This is a genomic window from Bradyrhizobium sp. BWA-3-5, assembly GCF_032917985.1.
Taxonomy (GTDB): domain Bacteria; phylum Pseudomonadota; class Alphaproteobacteria; order Rhizobiales; family Xanthobacteraceae; genus Bradyrhizobium.
On the sequence record NZ_CP136626.1, the window covers coordinates 7,181,522 to 7,198,044 of the forward strand.

The 16,523-nt window shown below is 64.4% G+C and carries 20 protein-coding genes; 7 read left to right on the plus strand and 13 right to left on the minus strand.

Features of this window, described 5'->3' with window-relative positions; translation table 11 throughout:
* Positions 1-20: 20 nt before the first annotated feature.
* The 3 genes from RX331_RS34525 to RX331_RS34535 all read right to left on the minus strand — a co-directional run bounded on the left by RX331_RS34525 (position 21) and on the right by RX331_RS34535 (position 1,927).
* Positions 21-434, minus strand: coding sequence for a YciI family protein (locus RX331_RS34525; protein ID WP_317258308.1), 414 nt, complete (start codon positions 432-434; stop codon positions 21-23).
* A gap of 252 nt (positions 435-686) precedes the next feature.
* Entirely contained in the window at positions 687-1,340 is a 654-nt protein-coding gene (locus tag RX331_RS34530; protein WP_317254034.1) for a glutathione S-transferase family protein, read from the minus strand.
* 35 nt (positions 1,341-1,375) lie between these two features.
* Positions 1,376-1,927: a dihydrofolate reductase family protein gene (locus RX331_RS34535; protein ID WP_317254035.1), complete on the minus strand. Its 552-nt coding sequence runs from the start codon at positions 1,925-1,927 to the stop codon at positions 1,376-1,378.
* Between the two features lie 111 nt (positions 1,928-2,038).
* Between RX331_RS34535 and RX331_RS34540 the strand changes: the two genes are divergently transcribed.
* From RX331_RS34540 to RX331_RS34555, 4 genes are all read left to right on the plus strand, one after another.
* Complete coding sequence (locus RX331_RS34540) at positions 2,039-2,551, plus strand: helix-turn-helix domain-containing protein (protein WP_317254036.1); 513 nt, start codon at positions 2,039-2,041, stop codon at positions 2,549-2,551.
* A gap of 187 nt (positions 2,552-2,738) precedes the next feature.
* Positions 2,739-4,415 (plus strand): PAS domain-containing methyl-accepting chemotaxis protein, encoded by a 1,677-nt coding sequence (locus tag RX331_RS34545; RefSeq protein WP_317254037.1) that lies wholly within the window; start codon positions 2,739-2,741, stop codon positions 4,413-4,415.
* A gap of 168 nt (positions 4,416-4,583) precedes the next feature.
* The gene (locus tag RX331_RS34550; RefSeq protein WP_317254038.1) at positions 4,584-5,369 is read left to right on the plus strand and encodes an SDR family oxidoreductase; all 786 of its coding nucleotides are present in this window, start codon (positions 4,584-4,586) and stop codon (positions 5,367-5,369) included.
* Positions 5,370-5,735: 366 nt separating this feature from the next.
* Positions 5,736-6,173, plus strand: a complete 438-nt coding sequence (locus RX331_RS34555) for a hypothetical protein (protein WP_317254039.1) — start codon at positions 5,736-5,738, stop codon at positions 6,171-6,173.
* 10 nt (positions 6,174-6,183) lie between these two features.
* Here RX331_RS34555 and RX331_RS34560 read toward each other — a convergent pair whose 3' ends face one another.
* From RX331_RS34560 to RX331_RS34585, 6 genes are all read right to left on the minus strand, one after another.
* Entirely contained in the window at positions 6,184-6,597 is a 414-nt protein-coding gene (locus tag RX331_RS34560) for a VOC family protein (protein ID WP_057863121.1), read from the minus strand.
* A 156-nt stretch (positions 6,598-6,753) separates the two neighbouring features.
* Entirely contained in the window at positions 6,754-7,287 is a 534-nt protein-coding gene (locus tag RX331_RS34565) for an SRPBCC family protein (RefSeq protein ID WP_317254040.1), read from the minus strand.
* 9 nt (positions 7,288-7,296) lie between these two features.
* Entirely contained in the window at positions 7,297-7,734 is a 438-nt protein-coding gene (locus tag RX331_RS34570) for a DoxX family protein (RefSeq protein ID WP_317254041.1), read from the minus strand.
* A 276-nt stretch (positions 7,735-8,010) separates the two neighbouring features.
* Complete coding sequence (locus RX331_RS34575; protein WP_317254042.1) at positions 8,011-9,282, minus strand: RNA polymerase sigma factor; 1,272 nt, start codon at positions 9,280-9,282, stop codon at positions 8,011-8,013.
* A complete protein-coding gene (locus RX331_RS34580) occupies positions 9,279-9,647 on the minus strand; it encodes a YciI family protein (protein WP_317254043.1) in 369 nt (122 codons plus the stop codon). The genes RX331_RS34575 and RX331_RS34580 overlap by 4 nt, the downstream gene beginning before the upstream one ends.
* A 94-nt stretch (positions 9,648-9,741) precedes the next feature.
* A complete protein-coding gene (locus RX331_RS34585; protein ID WP_317254044.1) occupies positions 9,742-9,957 on the minus strand; it encodes a hypothetical protein in 216 nt (71 codons plus the stop codon).
* Positions 9,958-10,139: 182 nt separating this feature from the next.
* Here RX331_RS34585 and RX331_RS34590 point away from each other — a divergent pair, with 182 nt between their 5' ends.
* A complete protein-coding gene (locus tag RX331_RS34590; RefSeq protein WP_317258309.1) occupies positions 10,140-11,105 on the plus strand; it encodes a glyoxylate/hydroxypyruvate reductase A in 966 nt (321 codons plus the stop codon).
* A 185-nt stretch (positions 11,106-11,290) separates the two neighbouring features.
* Complete coding sequence (locus tag RX331_RS34595) at positions 11,291-13,285, plus strand: methyl-accepting chemotaxis protein (protein WP_317254045.1); 1,995 nt, start codon at positions 11,291-11,293, stop codon at positions 13,283-13,285.
* A gap of 74 nt (positions 13,286-13,359) precedes the next feature.
* Here the strand turns inward: RX331_RS34595 and RX331_RS34600 are convergent, their stop codons facing one another.
* The gene (locus RX331_RS34600) at positions 13,360-14,028 is read right to left on the minus strand and encodes a TetR/AcrR family transcriptional regulator (protein WP_317254046.1); all 669 of its coding nucleotides are present in this window, start codon (positions 14,026-14,028) and stop codon (positions 13,360-13,362) included.
* Between the two features lie 103 nt (positions 14,029-14,131).
* Between RX331_RS34600 and RX331_RS34605 the strand changes: the two genes are divergently transcribed.
* Positions 14,132-14,776, plus strand: coding sequence for a glutathione binding-like protein (locus RX331_RS34605; protein WP_317254047.1), 645 nt, complete (start codon positions 14,132-14,134; stop codon positions 14,774-14,776).
* 138 nt (positions 14,777-14,914) lie between these two features.
* On the opposite strand, the gene RX331_RS34610 is transcribed toward RX331_RS34605, so the two are convergent.
* From RX331_RS34610 to ybgC, 3 genes are all read right to left on the minus strand, one after another.
* On the minus strand, positions 14,915-15,481 hold the full coding sequence (locus RX331_RS34610) for a TetR/AcrR family transcriptional regulator (protein WP_317254048.1): 567 nt from the start codon (positions 15,479-15,481) through the stop codon (positions 14,915-14,917).
* A 4-nt stretch (positions 15,482-15,485) separates the two neighbouring features.
* A complete protein-coding gene (locus RX331_RS34615) occupies positions 15,486-15,953 on the minus strand; it encodes a nuclear transport factor 2 family protein (protein ID WP_317254049.1) in 468 nt (155 codons plus the stop codon).
* Between the two features lie 66 nt (positions 15,954-16,019).
* Entirely contained in the window at positions 16,020-16,475 is a 456-nt protein-coding gene (gene ybgC, locus RX331_RS34620; protein ID WP_317254050.1) for a tol-pal system-associated acyl-CoA thioesterase, read from the minus strand.
* Positions 16,476-16,523 lie beyond the last annotated feature (48 nt).

The following is a 16,523-nucleotide window of genomic DNA, read 5'->3' on the forward strand; positions in this document are numbered from 1 at the left end:
CCGGAATGAAGGAGCAAGAATTACTTCTTTGCCGCCTCGGCGCGCAGCCGCTCTTCCTGCTCGCGCAATTCGGGGGTGAGCGCTTCGCCGAAATCTTCCGCTGAGAACACCTGGCGTATCTCGATCTCGTCGCCCTCGGCGAACGGCGCGCGCTTCATCCATGCGATCGCCTCGTCGAGCGACTTGGTGTTGATCAGCCAGAAACCGGCAACGAGATCCGTGCTCAGCGCGAACGGCCCGCGCGTGACGCTCTCGCCGCTGCCATACCTGATCCGCGCGCCCTTGGAGGTCGGATGCAGGCCCTCGCCGGCTTCCATTACGCCGGCCTTGACCAGCTCCTCGTTGAACTTGCCCATCGCGGCCAGCAGCTCCGTGCTCGGCATGACGCCGGCTTCCGTATCCTTGCTGGCCTTCACTATCACCATGAATCGCATCGTCATTCTCCATTTCCGTCCTGCTGGAGCGGCGACAGTCCGCCGGCCTTCGTCAACAAGACGAACGGGCTTTTACGCCGCCGACATGTCGGAGAGAATTATTTTTGGTGCAAGCAGCCGGCTGCTCGCTCCGCGCCTCGACCAACTGGTGGTTGTCCGCAAGGCAGACCATAAAGACCGCGTGCACGGCGCGCCTGGTTGAGCGCTGTCCTTTGGGGCTCGGCTCCAAGGCTCCCGCTATCAGGTTCCGCCTTAAGGTTCCTTGGGCACCATATGGAAATACGGCTCCGCCTCCTTGAGTACGCGGGCGACGGAAGGCCGCGCCTTCAGCCGCTCCAGATAGGCGGCGACGTGCCGGTGATCGTCACCGAACGGCTCGGCCATATTGCCGTAGAACAGCGACGGCGCCGCGGCGCAATCGGCCAGCGTGAAGTCGGCCCCGATCGCCCAGCCGCCGCCGGCCATCTGGTGCTCGATCATGGCGTAGGAGGCGCAGAGCTGCGCCCTCGCCTCCGCGACACCGTGTGGATCCCTTCTTCCGTCGGGCCGCATCCGGTCGACCACGATCTTCTGCATCGGCAGATGCACATAGAGATCGTAGAAGCGGTCGCGCAGCCGGGCCTGCAGCGCCTTGTCGGGATCGGCAGGGATCAGCGGTGTGCGGCCGCCAGGATGGCGATCGAGATATTCGATGATGATGCTGGATTCCGGAACGATCTCGCCGCGCGCATCGTCCTGCAGCACCGGAAACTTGCCGACCCCCCACAGCTTCACCAGCGCGGCGCGCTCCGCGGGATTGCCGAGATCGACGAGGTTCGGCGTGAACGGGACGTCGTTCTCGTAAAGCGCGATGAGCGCCTTCCAGCAGTACGAGGCGAGAGGGTGATAATGCAGCGTCAGCGACATGGAGACTCCTTTACAATTCCAGATTCAAGCATCGACTATTTCGCCGCCGCCGGCACGTAGCGCAGGATGACAATGCCGGTCGACAATGGCCGGCTGTCGATCAGCGTGAGCCTGACCTTCTCGCCCGGCTTGAACAGCGGCGTTCCGCCGCCAAGGATGACCGGGTTCACCGCGATGCGGAATTCGTCGATCAGGCCGTGAGAGATCAGCGTGGCGGCAAGATCGGCACTGCCGAACAGAAAGAGATCCTTGGCGCTCTCGCGCTTCAGCCGGGCGACGGTGCCGGACACGTCGACGCCAAAAACCTGCGTGTTGTTCCACGGCAAGTTCTTCACCGTGCGCGAGAAGACATATTTCGGCGCCGCGTTCATGAAGTCGGCGACCTCGCCGGTCGCGCCCGGCCAGTAGTTCGCCATCAATTCATAGGTGACGCGGCCGAACAACAGTCCGCCGGCCTCATTCAGCTGCCGGATCGACAGTTGTTCCAGCTCGTCGCCCCAGACGTCCTCATGCCAGGAAATGTCGCGGTTCGGACCTTCGACGAAGCCGTCCAGCGTCATCAGGTTCCACATGATCAGCCTCGCCATCTCACCATCTCCCAGACTGATTGCGAATTGCAACTGGTTGTACCTTGGGCCAACCGGTGCAATATTGCAAGCAGTTTTTCGAAGGCGCCAGCGGGCGCCCGGAGACCGCCCATGACCGACGCCCAGCGTTCCGGCTGCCCGATCAATCTTTCGCTGGAAGTGCTCGGCGACAAATGGAGCCTTCTGATCATCCGCGACATGATGTTCGGCAACCGGCGGCATTTTCGCGAGCTCTTGACGAAATCGGAGGAAGGCATCTCCTCCAATATTCTTGCCGACCGGCTGAAGACCCTGCTCGAGGCCGGCATCATCACCCGCGAGGACGATCCGACGCACAAGCAGAAGGGAATCTATTCGCTCACCGAACAGGGCATCGAGCTGTTGCCGGTTCTGGCGCAGATGGCCGCCTGGGGTTACCGCTATCTGCCCGTCAGCGAGGAACTTGGCATCCGCGCGCGGCTGCTCAGCGAGGGCGGACCGAAGATGTGGGCCGAGTTCATGGATGAGCTGCGCGATGCTCACCTCGGCATCAAGCGCCGCAAGCGAATCGGTCCATCGGTCGGCGAGCGATTGCAAGCCGCCTATGAGAGCGTCGTGAAGGGAAGTAGGCGTGCGGCGCCTTAATCTTGCCGAGTCGCGCTCAGCGCTGTGCATGAGAACGCCGTCAGGCTGGCGAGGCTCTCCGTCACATTACGGATAACAGCGTTAACGTAATCTTTCTTCCTTCCATCCACGGTGGAGCGCTAGCAACGAGGCTCGGGTGGATTATCGACGGCCTCATTTTCTACCGCCATTTGGATGAGGCCTTCCCGTGTTTCAATTGCTCAAGAACTCCTCGGCAGACAAGGCGCTTGCCGAGGCGCTCAGCCGCTCGCAGGCCGTGATCGAGTTTAAGCCGGACGGCACCATCATCACCGCCAACGACAATTTTCTCAAAGCCCTCGGTTATTCGCTCAATGAGATCCAGGGCAAGCATCACAGCATGTTCGTCGACCCGTCGGAGCGCGACACGACGGCCTACCGCGATTTCTGGGCGGCGCTGAGGCGTGGCGAGTACCAGGCGGCCGAATACAAGCGGATCGGCAAAGGCGGCAAGGAAGTCTGGATCCAGGCGACCTACAACCCGATCCTCGACGGCAGCGGCAAGCCGGTCAAGGTGGTGAAGTTCGCCACTGACATCACCGCGCGCAAGATCAGGAGCATGGAAGACGCGAGCCAGATCGCCGCGATCAGCCGCGCCCAGGCCGTCATCGCCTTCGAGATGGACGGCACCATCGTCACCGCCAACGACAACTTCTTAAAGGCGATGGGCTATACGCTCGGCGAAATCCAGGGCAAGCACCACAGCATGTTCGTCGAGCTGCGCGAGCGCGACAGTGCGGGCTATCGGGAACTCTGGGCCAAGCTGAACCGCGGCGAAACCCAGGCGGCCGAATACAAGCGGATCGGCAAGGGCGGCCGCGAAGTCTGGATCCTCGCCTCCTACAACCCGGTGCTCGACGACAAGGGCAAGCCGTTCCGCGTGGTGAAGTTCGCCACCGACATCACCAGCCAGAAGCTTTCGACCGCCGACCTCGCCGGCCAGATCGCCGCCATCAGCAAGTCGCAGGCGGTGATCGAGTTCAACATGAACGGCACCATCATCGGCGCCAACCAGAATTTCCTGAAGACCGTCGGCTATTCGCTCAATGAGATCCAGGGCAAGCATCACAGCATGTTCGTCGAACAGAGCGAGCGCGACAGCGCGGCCTATCGCGAATTCTGGGCGGCGCTGAACCGCGGCGAATACCAGGCCGCCGAATACAAGCGGATCGGCAAGAACGGCAAGGAGGTCTGGATCCAGGCGTCGTACAATCCGATCCTCGATCTCAACGGCAAGCCGTTCAAGGTGGTGAAATACGCCACCGACACCACGGCGCAGGTGCTGGTCCGCCTCGGCAACGAGCGGGTGCGCGGCATGATGGAATCGGTCGCCGCCGGCGCCGAGGAGCTGAACGCTTCGGTGCGGGAAATCTCCGAAGCCATGACCAAGTCGCGCGAGACCGCGTCCACTGCGGTGGGGCGGGTCGAAGCCGCCGACGCCCAGGCGCAGCGGTTGAACGAGGCGGCGCAGGCGATGAGCGGCATCGTCGAGTTGATCGGCAACATCACCGGCCAGATCAACCTCCTGGCGCTGAATGCGACGATCGAATCGGCGCGCGCCGGCGAAGCGGGCCGCGGCTTCGCCGTGGTGGCCTCCGAGGTCAAGAACCTCGCCACCCAGGCCAAGCAGGCCACCGACAAGATCGGCCAGGAGATCGGCAACCTCAACGGCATCTCCGGCGACGTCGTCGGCGCCCTCGACAGCATCAAGCAGGCGATCCAGGGCGTCAGCGAGTACGTCAACGCGACCGCCGCCGCCGTCGAGGAGCAGAGCACCGTCACCTCTGAAATGTCTTCCAACATGCAGCGCGCCGCCGTCGAAGCGAAAGCCATCGCGCAGCGCTAGCGATACGGCCGCACCAACCGACCGATCCGATACGGGTTAAAGCGCCCGTATCGGATTTTGCATATCGGGGGGCTAGCAGGGCCGAATTCTGCATCGCTGCCGCCGCGACATGCTTCAAGGCTTGGGCTATTAGAGGCGGGAAATTGTCTCTCTCCAACGGATCTGCCCATGCCTCACTCCTCTCAGAAAGTCGCCCTCGTCACCGGCGCCGCGCGCGGCATCGGGCTTGCGACGGCCAAACGCTTTCTCGCCGAGAGCTGGAAGGTGGCGCTGCTCGACATCGAGGGCGAATCGCTGCACGGCGCCGTCACCGGCCTTGCCGATCCAGACAACACGCTGGCGCTAAATTGCGACGTCTCCGACGCGGCCGCGGTGGCAACCGCGATGGGTGCGCTGAACGAACGGTTCGGCCGGCTCGACGCGCTGGTCAACAATGCTGGCATCGCGGTGTTCGCGCCGCTGCTCAATACGTCCGATCAGGATTGGAGCCGCATATTGGCGGTCAATCTCACAGGGCCCTTCATCTGCACGAAGGCCGCGGCGCCGCTATTGCGCGAACAGGGCGGCGCGATCGTCAACATCACCTCGATCTCGGCGGTGCGCGCCTCGACGCTGCGCTCGGCCTACGGCACCAGCAAGGCGGGGCTGGCGCATCTTACCAAGCAGCTCGCGGTCGAACTCGCTTCGCTCGGCATCCGCGTCAATGCCGTGGCGCCGGGCCCGGTCGAGACCGCGATGGCCAAGCAGGTGCATACGCCGGAAATCCGCGCCGATTATCACGACGCCATCCCGCTCAACCGCTACGGCCTCGAGGAGGAACTGGCGGAGGCGATCTTCTTCCTGTGCAGCGAGCGGTCGAGCTACATCACCGGGCAAATCCTGGCCGTCGATGGCGGTTTCGATGCCGCCGGTATCGGCCTGCCGACGCTGCGCGGCCAGCGACGGAACGGGTGATTGGAGCTCGCTATGCTGCGTAGCATGCGGATCAGCGCGGCTGGCCGCGGCTATCGCGACGCAATACTGAGCAACACTGTCTTCTCCGGCGGAACGTCCGGTTTCATGCTCGGCGTTGCCAGGGCAAACGCGGTCACAAGCAGCAAAACGCCTGCACAGATGGTACTGAGAAATAGCTGATCCATCCGGCTCAACGAATTGCCATACCCTTCGTTCCGGGCCTGCTCAAAGCTTTCCCACGGCGGGTCTGCGGGACTTTGAACGGTCCCGCGCCATTCTCCCGCCGCGCCACACGGCGCTTGACGAAACCTTGCCACATGTTTCAGCGTAACTGCCCAATGGGCAGAGCTGGCGAGGGAGCCGCGCATGCGAATGGCGGGCATCAGGAGTGTCGTTGTCGCCGCCGCGCTGTTTGCGGCGATCCTCCCCGCGCGGGCGGAAATCCGTATCCTGGCAAGTCCGGGCGGACAGGTCGGACCGTTTCTCGAACTGTTCGATCGCGTGCGCCAATCCGGCGAGCGGGTGGTGATCGACGGGCCTTGCTTGTCGGCCTGCACGCTGGTGCTGATGACGATCCCGGAGGAGCGGATTTGTGTGACACGCCGCGCGGTGCTCGGATTTCACGCCGCGCGCTCGATCGACCGCCGCGGCCGGATCTATGCCGAGCCGGAAGCCTCGCGCGCGGTCGAAGCGGCCTATCCGCCGCCGGTGCGCGAATGGATCATGCGCCGGGGCGGATTGACCTCGCGGCTGCTCTTGCTGCGCGGCCGCGAGCTCGCGGCGATCTATCCGAGGTGCAGGTGATCGTAGGGCGCTACATCCCTTCCTTCGGCGAGTTCACCATCCAGGGAATGCCGAACTTGTCGACGCACATGCCAAAGCCGTTGGAGAAGAAGGTCGGGCCGAACGGCATCCGCACCGTGCCGCCCTCGGCAAGCGCCTTGAAGCGGCGTTCGGCATCCGCCGGATCTTCGACCGCGAGCGCCACTGAAATGCCCTGCGGCGCCTTGTAGTCGCCCGGCGTGGCGTCGGATGCCATCAGCACCTCGCCGTCGATGGTGATGCGGGCGTGCATGATCTTGGTCTTCCAGTCTGCCGGGATAGGCATTTCCGCGGGCCCGTCGCCATAGGGCATCTTGGCCTCGATCCGCGCGCCGAGCGCCTTCTGGTAATAGTTCAGCGCTTCCTCGCAATTGCCGTTGAAGAACAGATAGGGATTGACCTGCATGGCTGGCTCCTTGGTTGTTGTGTGGTGTCTTTTGCGTTCCCCGGATACGGCGCAGCGCGTCAGCGGTGCGCTGCTATTCCGGGGTCCATCTGGGTCCCGGCTCTGCGTCGCATCACTTACGTGCTGCGCCGCGTCCGGGACAAGATAGCGTGGCTCTCATTTCTCGGTGATCGTCTTCAGCCTGGCGAGACCCGCTTCGAAATCCCTGCCTATCATCTCGTCCAGATTGATGAACATCTGGATCAGCCTGGACATGAAGTTCGCCGGACCATGCATTACCCATGTGACATGGGTGCCATCGCCCTGCGGCAGCATTGTGAACTCGGCGGTGTTGTGGCCTTCGAACGGCTTGAAGAAATCGAGCTTGATGACGATCTTCGACGGCGCGGCCGCCTCGAGGATTTCCATGCGGCCGGAGCCGACATTCTTGTCGCCGTCCCAGGCGTAGGTCGCACCCCTGTCGCTGTCAGCGCCGCCATAAGTGCGCTTCATCGCCGGGTCCTTCTCTTCATAGGGCGACCATTTCAACCACTGGTGAAAATCGGAGATCAGCGGAAAGATTTTCTCGGCCGGCGCCTTGATGTCGATCGCGCGCGCTACGCGTAGCGTCTTCGGCCTGGTGGCGGCGCGAATGAGAATGGCAACGATGGCAATCGCCAGGATGATGGCGACGACGACGATGTCGAACATGTCGGTTTCCTATTGCGATCGTTGTTGAAGCAGGGTGCGGCGAAACGGCATCAGGCTACGCAAGTTCGCGTCGCGCAGCCACAGTCCGCCCCACACCATGAGGCCGAGGTAAAGCCCGAACAGGGTGTGCGTGAACAGGGGGCTCTCGATCCGGACGTGCGAAGCGATCGCGCCGCCAAGATAGCCGGTGAGCAGGATGGCGCCGAGGATCGAGGTCGGCGGGATCGCATAGAGCACGGTGCAGACGATGGTGATGGCGCCAAGGCCGCGCATCAGCGCATCGCTTGAGCCATAGCCCATCCGCTCCATGGTTTCGGTGACGATCGGCCACGGCACCAGCTTGATGGCGCCGTCGAATAACAGAAAGACGATGACGAGGCCGGAGAGGATGCGGCCGATCCAACGCGCGGGACTGGAAGCCGGATAGTTCTCGGCGATGACGGTCATGATGGGTCCCCTTGGCTTGAATGGCTGTTCGTATTCAAGACGAACGGGGGAATCGGAAACCGACAGGGGGTGAGAAATTTTTTCGCCCCCAAAATTCGCGCCTGGCGTGCCCCGGATGCTGCGCAGCGCCAACAGCGCGTTCACGCGCGCCTTCGACGCGCTATGGCTTGCGGCGTGATGCGCTGCTAGGCCGGGGCCCATACGGAGACAGATGGTTCCCGGCTCTGCGGTGCACCGCTGAAGTAGCGCTGCACCGCGTCCGGGACACGAGACCGACTACTTCCCCGCCTTCTTGCCGCGGGGCTGGCTGTCGCGCTGCAGGCGGTCGAGGTGCATGCGGATATGGGCGGCTTCGGCCGAGGTGTTGGCGAGCGCGATGGCGCGGTCGAAGGCGGTGCGGGCTTCCTCGTTGCGGCCGAGCTGCATCAGGAAAGCGCCGCGCACGCCGAAGAAATGAAAATAGTTCGACAACCGCGCCGCGAGCGGCTCGATCATGTCGAGCGCGGCCTGCGGCCCCCTCACCTTGGACACCGCGACCGCGCGGTTCAGCGTCACTACGGGTGACGGCTGCATGATTTCCAGCGCGCCGTAGAGCAGATCGATCTGGGTCCAGTCGGTATCCTCGGGCTTTTCGGCGCGGGCATGCAGCGCCGATATCGCGGCCTGCACCTGGTAGGGCCCGCTGCGGCGATGGCGCATCGCCTTGTCGATCAACGCGAGGCCCTCGGCGATCAGCGCCTTGTTCCACTTCGAACGGTCCTGGTCGTCGAGCAGGATCACCGCGCCGTCGGCGCCGAACCGCGCATCGGCCCGCGCATGCTGCAACAGCAGCAGCGCGGTCAGCCCCATGATCTCGGGCTCGCCCTGGAACAGGCGCAGCAACAGCCGCGCCAGGCGAATGGCCTCCTCGCACAGCGTGCTGCGGATCGCTGCGGTATCGCCGCTCGCCGAATAGCCTTCGTTGAAGATCAGGTAGATCATGGCGGCGACGGAAGCGAGGCGTTCGGAACGCTCCACCGCGCCCGGCGCCTCGAACGGCACGTCGGCATCGGCAACGCGCGCCTTTGCCCGCGTGATGCGCTGCTCCATCGCAGCCTCCGAGACCAGAAAGGCGCGCGCGATCTGCTTCACCGTCAGCCCGGAGACGATGCGGAGCGCGAGCGCGATCTGCTGGGTCGCCGGCAAGTCGGGATGGCAGCAGATGAAGAGAAGCCGGAGGATATCGTCGCGGTAGTGCGAGCCGTCGAGCCGCTCGGCAAGCTGCTCTTCGGCGTCCTCGAGATCGGAGATCGCCTCGTCGTCGGGCAGCGCCTCCTGCTTCCTCGTCCGCCTGATGTCGTCGATCGCGACATTGCGCCCGACCATGATCAGCCACGCCGCGGGATCGCGCGGCGGGCCGTTCTGCGGCCAGCTCTTCAGCGCGCGCAAGCACGCGTTCTGAAAGGCTTCCTCCGCGGTATCGAGATCGCGGAAGTAACGCAGCAGGGCGCCGACCGCCTGGGGGCGAGCCGAGGTCAGCGCGGCATCGATCCAGGCGGTATCGGTCATGGCTTCGCGCTCCCGGGCATGAACTGGCCGACGGGGCGGATCTCATAGGCGCCGCCGGGATTGGCTGCGCCGAGATCGCGGGCGACGTCGAGCGCCTCGTCGAGATCCTTGCAGTCGACGAGGTAGAAGCCGAGCAGCTGCTCCTTGGTTTCGGCATAGGGCCCGTCCAGCACCAGCGGCGGGTTTTCCTTGCGCAGCGTGGTCGCCGCCGTCGTCGGCAACAGCCGGGCAACCGGACCGAGCCGGCCTTGCTGGGTGAGCTTGTCCTGCACGACGGCAAGCTTCTTCATGACCGCGGCGTCCTGTTCCTTGGTCCAGGAGCCGACGAAGTCCTCGTCGTGATAGCAAAGAATGGCGTAAAGCATGGCGGCTCGGCATCTCCGTTCATCATGATGACGAACGATTATGCCTGCTGCCGACAGGGGCGTCGAAGAAATTATGGATTGTTCCGTCGCCGGTTCAGGGACCGATAATGGGAGGTGGCGGCGGATTGAAATGCCTGTAGGTGTGGACGACCACCTTGGAACAAAGGCTGCACACCGCGAGTGCCAGGAAGACGATCTTCATCCTTGCCCTGAAGGCCTCAATCACTGTGATGGTGCCGCCGCGGCGATACTTCCGCCGGAAAAACACCAGCGAGACCGCAGCCACCGCGACGATCACCGCCTGTATCACGGATGGACACCACACTTGATGGCGAGCCGGCGCGTCTTCGGCCACTCAGCCTTACATTTGCGCATGGCAAGCCTCCCTTCTTCGGCAAAAGGAGGCTAGAGAAACGGCTCAATCCACGATGTGAGGCGGGTCACGCCGTCTTTGGCGCCCAGAATCTTTGAAGCTATGAATAGGGAATGGCAATGACGAAAGGTGCGCTCGCGCTGCTGGTGCATGGCGGAACTGACAATTGGTCGCCGCCGCGCTGGAAGGACCGGTTCGACGAGGTCTGCGAGGGCCGGCCCGTGCTGCCGCTCGCCGAGGCCAAATCCGATCCCGCGGCCGTGCATTACGCGGCGGTGTGGAAGCCGCAGTCTGGCGAGCTGGCCGGTTTCCCGAACTTGCGTGTGATCTTCAACCTTGGCGCCGGCGTCGATGCGCTGATGGCGGACCGTACTCTGCCCGACGTACCGCTGGTACGCGTCGCGGTCGGTGATCTCACCGCGCGCATGACCGAATATGTCGTGCTGCATGTCTTGATGCACCACCGGCAGGAGCCTTATTTGCGGCAGTCGCAGCGCGAAAAGCGTTGGGCGCCGAAGTCGCAATGGGCAGCGAACGCGATCAGCGTCGGCATCATGGGCCTCGGCACGCTCGGGGCCGACGCCGCCGATGCGCTGGGGCGCCTCGGCTTTCGCGTCGCCGGCTGGAGCCGAAGCGCGAAGGCGATTCCGGGCGTCGAATGCTTTCACGGCGAGGTCGGGATCGATGCATTCCTGCGGCGGACCGACATCCTAGTCTGCCTGCTGCCGCTGACACCAGAGACCCGGCACGTGTTGAACAGGCCGCTGTTCGAGAAGCTGAACCGCACCAGCCCACTCGGCGCGCCGGTCCTGATCAATGCCGGGCGCGGCGGCCTGCAGAACGAGGCCGACATTCTGCAATGTCTCGACGACGGCACGCTCGGCGGCGCCTCGCTCGATGTCTACGCCACCGAGCCGCTGCCCGAGGACAGCCGGTTCTGGACCCACCCGAAGGTGGTGCTGACCCCGCACAATGCGGCCGACACCGATCCGGACGAGATATCGAAATACGTCGCCGAGCAGATCAAGCGCTTTGAGGCCGGCGGCGCGCTGGAGAATCTCGTGGACCGCAACCGGGGGTATTAGTCCCACCATCGTCATTGCGATCGCTGCGAAGCAATCCACCTCTCCGCTTGGGATAGATGGATTGCTTCATCGCTACGCTCCTCGCAAATAAGGCTGCAGAGCGCCCCTGCCGCCAATCGGCCCGGTCAGGTTGCAGCGCCGGTTCCATTCATCCAAAATTAGTAACGTTCCGCTATTTCCACGGAATGGCCAGCACCCGAAACGCTTTCTCCCAACGCTTCCATCTGGGACTGAGGACGCGGATCACCGCCGCCCTCGCCCTCGCCTCAGCAGGCACGGCCGTTTTCGTGCTGGTCGGGGCGATGTGGATCATCTCCGGCATTGTCGATCGCTCCGATGAGCGCGAATTGCGCAGCCACTATGATGCGCTGCAGTCGCGGCTCGGCCAGGAATCGCGCCGCGCCGCCGCGATGAGCGCCGTCGTCGCCACCATCCCTGCGGTTCAGGAAGCGATGACGCGTGGCGACCGCGATGCGCTAATCGGCCTGTTCGGCCCCGGATTTGCCGCGCTGAGAGCCGACTACGGCGTCGACCAGTTCCAGTTTCACACGCCGCCGGCGATCTCCTATCTGCGCGTCCACCAGCCGCCAAAATTCGGCGACGACCTCTCAGGCTTCCGCAAGACCGTGGTCGCGGCCAATCAGCAGCGCAAGCCGATCCTAGGCCTCGAAGGCGGCGTTGCCGGGCTCGGCATCCGCGGCGTCGTTCCGGTCGCGCAGGCCGGCAAACATCTCGGCTCGGTGGAGTTCGGCCTGACCTTCAGCCAGCCGTTCTTCGACGAATTCAAGCGCACGCGCGGCGTCGATGTTGCATTCCATCTTTCGGCGAACAGCGACTTCAAGCTGTTCGGCGGCACGCTGGGCGGCCAGAGCTTTTTCGATGCGGCCGACTATCGCGGCGCGCGCGACGGCGGCTTCATCGCCCGCCGCGGCAAGCTCGGCAGCACGCCGGTTGCCGCGCTGCTCGGCCCGATCAAGGATTTTTCCGGCAACGCCATCGGTGCTGTCGAAATCGTGATGGATAACAGCGACTCCGTCGCCGCCCTCGACCGCGCCCGCCAGCTCGCCATCAGCATGGCGCTGTTCGGCATCGCGATGGCTGCGGCCGCGGGCCTGTTGATCGCCCGCGGCATTTCGCGCCCGATCCTTTCGATCACGGCGGCGATGCGCGATCTCGCGCATGGCAAGCTGGAAATCGAGCTGCCGGCCCATCAGCGCGAGGACGAGGTCGGCGAGATGGCGCGGGCGGTTGCCGTGTTCAAGGACAATGCGATCAGCATGCAACGGATGCTGTCGGAGCAGGCGGAAGCCAAGGCGCGGTCCGAGCAGGAGAAGCGGCGTACCTTCGCGGCGCTGGCCGACAGTTTTGAGGCAAGCGTGCGCGGCGTGGTCGAGCGCGTCTCGGCGGCGGCCACCGAAATGCAGGCGACCGCGCAGTCGATGTCCGCGACCGTCGAGCAATCGCGGCAGCAGACGCTGACGGTTTCGACCGCCTCTGCGCAGGCCTCCGACAACGTCCAGACCGTCGCCACGGCCGCCGAGGAGCTGTCGTCCTCGATGGGCGAGATCGGCCGGCGGCTGACGCACGCCTCGACCGTCGTCGGCAAGGCGGCCAGCGACGGCCAGCAGTCGAACGACCGCGTGCAGAGCCTTGCCGCCGCCGCGGCGAAGATCGGCGAGGTGGTGTCGCTGATCAACCAGATCGCCAGCCAGACCAATCTGCTCGCGCTCAACGCCACCATCGAGGCGGCGCGCGCCGGCGAATCCGGCCGCGGCTTTGCGGTCGTTGCCAGCGAGGTGAAGACGCTGGCGACGCAGACGGCGAAAGCGACCGAGGAAATTCGCGCGCAGATCACGGCGGTGCAGAGCGAGACCTCCGCGGCCGTCGAGGGCATCCAATCGATCTGCACCACGATCCGGGAAGTCGACGAGATTTCCGCGGCGATTGCCGCGGCCATCGGCCAGCAGGGCTCGGCGACGGAGGAGATCGCCCGCAACGTGCAGCAGGCCGCGGCGCGGACCGGCGAGGTCTCGCGCAACATTTCCGGCGTAACGACCGGCATCGGCTCCACCGGCGACGCCGCCAAGGAAGTGCTGTCATCGGCCGCCGAACTCGCCGAGCAGTCGCGCACGCTGCGCAGCGAGGTCGACCGCTTCCTCGCCCATATCCGGGCGGCGTGAGCGGTACGCCGGCGGATACGATGGCCCATCGTCGTCCCTGCGAAGGCCATGCGAAGGCCGGGACGACGTCAGAGCTAGGCCCCCAGCATCACATCGAGCGCACCGTTGACGATCGCCTCCAGCTCCTTGCGCGGCGTTTGGGCGCGGGCGCGGATTGCAATGGTGTGAATGGTGGCGGAGGCGAGCTGCGCCAGCACGGTCGGATTTGCGCTCGCAGGCAGCTCCCCCTTCTCCTTCGCGCGGCGGAAACAGGCGGCGAAGGCCTTGTCGAGCTCGGTGAAACCGTCCATCACCATGGCGCGGATGTCAGGATCGTGCACCGCCTCGGAGGCGGCGGTCATCACCGTGAAGCAGCCGCGCGGGCCGGATTCGCCGGATAGATAGATGTCGAGCGCCACGGCATAGATGCGCCTCAGCCGCTCTCGGATCGGCAGCTCTTTCCCAAAGATGTCGCCCATCGCAGTGCGCGCGTCCTCGCGGTAGCGGCGGTAGCTCTTGATGAACAGCTCGCGCTTGTCGCCGAACGCACCATAGAGGCTCGGCCGGTTCATGCCGGTCGCCGCCGAGAGATCGTCGAGCGAGGTCGCAGCAAACCCGTCACGCCGGAACAGGTCGAGCGCCTTGCCGAGCGCGACATCCGGCTCATAGGCGCGTGGCCGGCCGCGGCGCTTGGGCGGCGCGGGGTCGTCGATCCGCGGAACGGGGATCCGTGGGACGGGCGGCTTCTTACTTTTTTGTACCATTTCGCAAAAATTCCTTGACCTGATGTATATTATGCGAGACGGTATAAAAATCAACCGCGCCGCCCCTGGGTGCCCGGTCGATCAACCGCCAAGGAGGCAAACCATGGATCTGTATTTCTCGCCGCTCGCCTGCTCGCTCGCGACCCGGATCGCGCTGTACGAAGCCGGCGCCGAGGCCAATTATCTCGAGGTCGATCCCAAGACCAAGGTCGTGCAGAAGGACGGCTCGGATTTCCGCACCATCAACCCGCTCGGGCTGGTACCGACGCTCCGTACCGACGACGGCACGGTCCTGACGGAGAACGCGGCGATCCTGCAATATGTCGCGGACCGTTTTCCGAAGGCCGGCATGACGGCCAATTCTCCTGAGGAGCGCAGCCGCCTGCATCAATGGCTGTGCTTCATCGGCACCGAGCTGCACAAGGCGCTGTTCGTGCCGCTGCTCGACAAGACCGCGCCGCAGGATGCGAAAACCTATGCATTGACCAAGAACATCTCGCGGCTCGACTATCTCGAGAACTATTTGAAGGGCCGCGAGTTCCTGCTCGACCATTTCAGCGTCGCCGACGCCTATCTCGTCACCATCATCAACTGGACGATGGCGACGCCCCCCATCGAGCTGGCGAAATGGCCTGTTGTGAAGGCGTATTACGAGCGGCTGCGCGCCCGCCCGAGCATCGCAAAGGCGGTCGCGGAAGAGTTCGAGCTCTACAAGGCCGAGCAGGCGCGGCACAAGGCGGCGGCGTAGGTCTCGTGTCCCGGACGCGGTGCAGCACCTCTTGGTGATGCACCGCCGAGCCGGGACCCAGTTTCGCGGCATACATGGACCCCGGCAAAGCAGTGCACCGCTGCGCGCTGCACCGCATCCGGGAATGGCAAGCAACTATCACTCCGGCGGCGCCATCAGCCGCTTCGTCAAATCACCCAACGCCCGGCGAAATATCCCGGCATCGCTGCGCGCCCGCGCCAGCACCAGCGCACCCTGGATGGTGAGCAGCGCATCCTCGGCGCGGCGCTGTGCCTGGCCCTTGCTCAGTCCGGACCGCCGCAAAAGCCGCGCCAACGCCTCTTGCCAGCGCGCAAAATAGCTGTCGACGGCGTCCGAAAACGTATCGCGCGCCGCGCCGAGTGCGACCAAGCCGACCAGGCAGATGCGGTTGCCGGAATGAAAATACTGTTCGACGCCGGCGATCATCGCCGCGATCGCGCGCGCGGGATCGTCGGCGTCGCGCAAGGGCGCATAGATGTTCAGTTCGAACCAGGTATCGATCTCGACCAGCACTTCGGTGGCCATCTGCTCCTTGCCGCCGGGAAACAGGTGATAGAGGCTGCCCTTGCCGAGCCCGGTCGCCTCCGTGATCAGCGTCAGCGAAGCGCCCTCATAGCCATGCGCGCGAAACACCTCGCTGAGCGCGCGCAGCACCTCCTTGCGCTCGCCGCCCCTCTTCAGCATCGCATCACTTTGGATTCTCGCCGAGGCCGGGAACGTCGGCCGGGCGCGGTCCGGGCGCCGCCCAGCGGAAACGGCGCTCGCTCTCCTCGATCGCGATGTCGTTAATGCTGGCCTCGCGCCGGCGCATCAGGCCGTGCTCGTCGAACTCCCACTGCTCGTTGCCGTAGGAACGGTGCCACTGTCCGGCATCGTCGTGCCATTCATACTGGAAGCGCACGGCGATGCGGTTCTGATCAAACGCCCAGAGATCCTTGATCAGGCGGTAGTCGTGCTCCTTGGCCCATTTGCGGGTGAGGAATTCGACGATCGCCGCGCGTCCTTCAAAGAACTCGGAGCGGTTACGCCAGCGGCTGTCCTCGGTATAGGCCAGCGACACTTTTACCGGATCGCGCGAATTCCAGGCGTCTTCGGCCATGCGCGCCTTCTGTGCGGCGGTTTCACGGGTGAAGGGCGGCAGCGGCGGACGCGACATGGCATTTCTCCGGGTGGATGACGCCCGGGAGATTGTACCGATCGGTACAGAGAGTCAATGCGCTATTTAGTCTGGCGCCAGCTCGGCCTTCATCAACAACCGCAGCGATTTCGGGATCGGCTGCGCCCTGCCGCCGCAGATGAAAGCGACGCGCACCGCGGCCTTGACCAGCACCTCCTCGCCGCGCCGCACCTCCTGCGCCAGCGTGATTGAGGCGCCCTTCACCACGATCGGCCATGTCACGACATCAAGCACATCGTCCATCCGCGCCGGCCGCAGGAAGTCGAGCTGCATCGAGCGCACCACGAAGGCAAAACCCGGCGTCTCTTCTTGTGCCTGCTCGAACAGCGCGTGCTGCGAAGCGCCCATCAGCCGCAGATGATTGGTGCGCCCGCGCTCCATGAAGCGCAGATAATTGGCGTGATAGACGATCCCCGAAAAATCAGTATCTTCGTAGTAGACACGGACCTGCATGTGATGCCGGCCGTCGCGGATCTCGCCGTCGAGAATGGGTGATGTCACGTGCCGTCCTTGCTCGCGCTGGAAGCCACTGGTTTTGCGCAAAACCAG